The sequence below is a fragment of the Methanobrevibacter curvatus genome, from assembly GCF_001639295.1.
Lineage (GTDB): Archaea > Methanobacteriota > Methanobacteria > Methanobacteriales > Methanobacteriaceae > Methanoflexus > Methanoflexus curvatus.
Genome location: NZ_LWMV01000040.1, coordinates 1 through 4,132, shown reverse-complemented (window position 1 = coordinate 4,132; position 4,132 = coordinate 1). Strand labels below are relative to the sequence as shown.

General features: G+C 31.5%; 1 protein-coding gene. It reads left to right on the top strand.

Going from position 1 to position 4,132, the window contains the following annotated elements; translation table 11 throughout:
• The coding region (locus MBCUR_RS01310) for a beta strand repeat-containing protein (protein ID WP_157077511.1) at positions 1 to 4,132 on the top strand (4,132 nt) is incomplete at both ends.

Here is a 4,132-nt window from a genome sequence, read left to right as displayed (position 1 = left end):
TCTAATGTGTCTGGATCTGTCTTAAATGGCATACTTGTTTTATACACTATTAATGTAACTAACTATGGTCCTGATAATGCGACTGGTTTGGTTATTACTGATGTTTTAGATAGTAGATTAATATACATTAACAGTACAAGCCCAAGGTTTACTTACTATGTTGCAAGTACTGGTGTTTGGAATATTGGTAATTTGGCTAATGGTGAGAGTATTGTTTTGGATATTCTTGTTCGTTTGAATGGTACTGGTAGTATTGTGAATGTTGGTAATGTTACTGGTGTTAATGAGAATAATACTGGTAATAATAGTACTCCTGATAATACTACTAATATTACTGTTGTTCCTACTGTGAACATTAGTGTTGTTAAATCTTCTAATGTGTCTGGTAATGTCTTAAATGGTGCTTACATCTTGTACACTATTAATGTAACTAATTATGGTCCTGATAATGCGACTGGTTTGGTTATTACTGATGTTTTAGATAGTAGATTAATATACATTAACAGTACAACTCCAAGGTTTACTTTCTATGTTGTAAGTACTGGTGTTTGGAGCATTGGTAATTTGGCTAATGGTGAGAGTATTGTTTTGGATATTCTTGTTCGTTTGAATGGTACTGGTAGTATTGTGAATATTGCGAATGTTACTAATGTTACTGAGAATAATACTGGTAATAATAGTAGTACTCCTGATAATGAAACTAATATTACTGTTGTCACTACTGTAAATCTTAGTATTGTTAAAACATCTAATGTCAGTGGTAATGTCTTAAATGGCATATTTGTTTTGTACACTATTAATGTGACTAATTTTGGTCCTGATAATGCGACTGGTTTGGTTATTACTGATGTTTTAGATAGTAGATTGATTTATATTAATAGTACCACTCCTCGTGGAACTAGTTATGATGCCACTACTGGTGTTTGGGATATTAACACTTTAGCTAATGGTGAGAGTATTGTTTTGGATATTCTTGTCCGTTTAAATGGTACTGGCAGTATTGTGAATGTTGCAAATGTTACTAATGTTACTGAAAACAACACTGGAAATAATAGTAGTACTCCTGATAATACTACTAATATTACTGTTGTTCCTACTGTGAACATTAGTGTTGTTAAATCATCTAATGTGTCTGGATCTGTCTTAAATGGCATACTTGTTTTATACACTATTAATGTAACTAACTATGGTCCTGATAATGCGACTGGTTTGGTTATTACTGATGTTTTGGATAGTAGATTAATATACATTAACAGTACAACTCCAAGACTTACAAGTTATATTGCAAGTACTGGTGTATGGTACATTGGTAATTTGGCTAATGGTGAGAGTATTGTTTTGGATATTCTTGTTCGTTTGAATGGTACTGGCAGTATTGTGAATGTTGCAAATGTTACTGGTGTTAATGAGAATAATACTGGTAATAATAGTACTCCTGATAATACTACTAATATTACTGTTGTTCCTACTGTGAACATTAGTGTTGTTAAAACATCTAATGTTAGTGGTAATGTTTTAAATGGTGCTTATATATTGTATACTATTAATGTGACTAATTTTGGTCCTGATAATGCGACTGGTTTGGTTATTACTGATGTTTTAGATAGTAGATTAATATACATTAACAGTACAAGTCCAAGATTTACAAGTTATGTTGCAAGTACTGGTGTATGGTACATTGGTAATTTGGCTAATGGTGAATCTATTGTTTTGGATATTCTTGTCCGTTTAAATGGTACTGGTAATATTGTGAATATTGCTAATGTTACTAATGTTACTGAGAATAATACTGGTAATAACAGCAGTAATCCTGATAATGAAACTAATATTACTGTTGTCACTACTGTGAATCTTAGTGTTGTTAAATCATCTAATGTGTCTGGATCTGTCTTAAATGGTATATTTGTTTTGTATACTATTAATGTGACTAATTTTGGTCCTGATAATGCGACTGGTTTGGTTATTACTGATGTTTTAGATAGTAGATTGATTTATATTAATAGTACCACTCCTCGTGGAACTAGTTATGTTGCAAGTACTGGTGTTTGGGATATTAACACTTTAGCTAATGGTGAGAGTATTGTTTTGGATATTCTTGTCCGTTTAAATGGTACTGGTAATATTGTGAATATTGCGAATGTTACTAATGTTACTGAAAATAACACTGGAAATAATAGTAGTACTCCTGATAATACTACTAATATTACTGTTGTTCCTACTGTGAATATTAGTGTTGTTAAATCTTCTAATGTGTCTGGGTCTGTCTTAAATGGTATATTTGTTTTGTATACTATTAATGTGACTAATTTTGGTCCTGATAATGCGACTGGTTTGGTTATTACTGATGTTTTAGATAGTAGATTAATATACATTAACAGTACAAGTCCAAGGTTTACTTATTATGTTGCAAGTACTGGTGTTTGGAATATTGGTAATTTGGCTAATGGTGAGTCTATTGTTTTGGATATTCTTGTTCGTTTGAATGGTACTGGTAGTATTGTGAATGTTGCGAATGTTACTGGTGTTAATGAGAATAATACTGGTAATAATAGTACTCCTGATAATACTACTAATATTACTGTTGTTCCTACTGTGAACATTAGTGTTGTTAAATCTTCTAATGTGTCTGGTAATGTTTTAAATGGTGCTTATATCTTGTATACTATTAATGTGACTAATTTTGGTCCTGATAATGCGACTGGTTTGGTTATTACTGATGTTTTGGATAGTAGATTGATTTATATTAATAGTACTAGTCCTCGTGGAACTAGTTATGATGCTATTACTGGTGTTTGGGATATTAACACTTTGGCTAATGGTGAGAGTATTGTTTTGGATATTTTTGTCCGTTTAAATGGTACTGGTAGTATTGTGAATATTGCGAATGTTACTAATGTTACTGAAAACAACACTGGAAATAATAGTAGTACTCCTGATAATACTACTAATATTACTGTTGTTCCTACTGTGAACATTAGTGTTGTTAAAACCTCTAATGTAAGTGGATCTGTCTTAAATGGTATATTTGTTTTGTATACTATTAATGTGACTAATTTTGGTCCTGATAATGCGACTGGTTTGGTTATTACTGATGTTTTGGATAGTAGATTAATATACATTAACAGTACATCTCCGAGATTTACTTATTATGTTGCAAGTACTGGTGTTTGGAATATTGGTAGTTTGGCTAATGGTGAGTCTATTGTTTTGGATATTCTTGTTCGTTTGAATGGTACTGGTAGTATTGTGAATGTTGCGAATGTTACTGGTGTTAATGAGAATAATACTGGTAATAATAGTACTCCTGATAATACTACTAATATTACTGTTGTTCCTACTGTGAACATTAGTGTTGTTAAATCATCTAATGTGTCTGGTAATGTTTTAAATGGTGCTTATATCTTGTATACTATTAATGTGACTAATTTTGGTCCTGATAATGCGACTGGTTTGGTTATTACTGATGTTTTAGATAGTAGATTAATATACATTAACAGTACAAGTCCAAGGTTTACTTTCTATGTTCCTGGTACTGGTATTTGGAGTATTGGTAATTTGGCTAATGGTGAGAGTATTGTTTTGGATATTCTTGTTCGTTTGAATGGTACTGGTAGTATTGTGAATATTGCGAATGTTACTAATGTTACTGAGAATAATACTGGTAATAATAGTAGTAATCCTGATAATGAAACTAATATTACTGTTGTCACTACTGTAAATCTTAGTGTTGTTAAATCTTCTAATGTGTCTGGATCTGTCTTAAATGGCATATTTGTTTTATACACTATTAATGTGACTAATTTTGGTCCTGATAATGCGACTGGTTTGGTTATTACTGATGTTTTAGATAGTAGATTGATTTATATTAATAGTACTAGTCCTCGTGGAACTAGTTATGTTGCAAGTACTGGTGTTTGGGATATTAGTACTTTGGCTAATGGTGAGAGTATTGTTTTGGATATTCTTGTTCGTTTGAATGGTACTGGTAGTATTGTGAATATTGCGAATGTTACTAATGTTACTGAAAACAACACTGGAAATAATAGTAGTACTCCTGATAATACTACTAATATTACTGTTGTTCCTACTGTGAACATTAGTGTTGTTAAATCATCTAATGTGTCTGGATCTG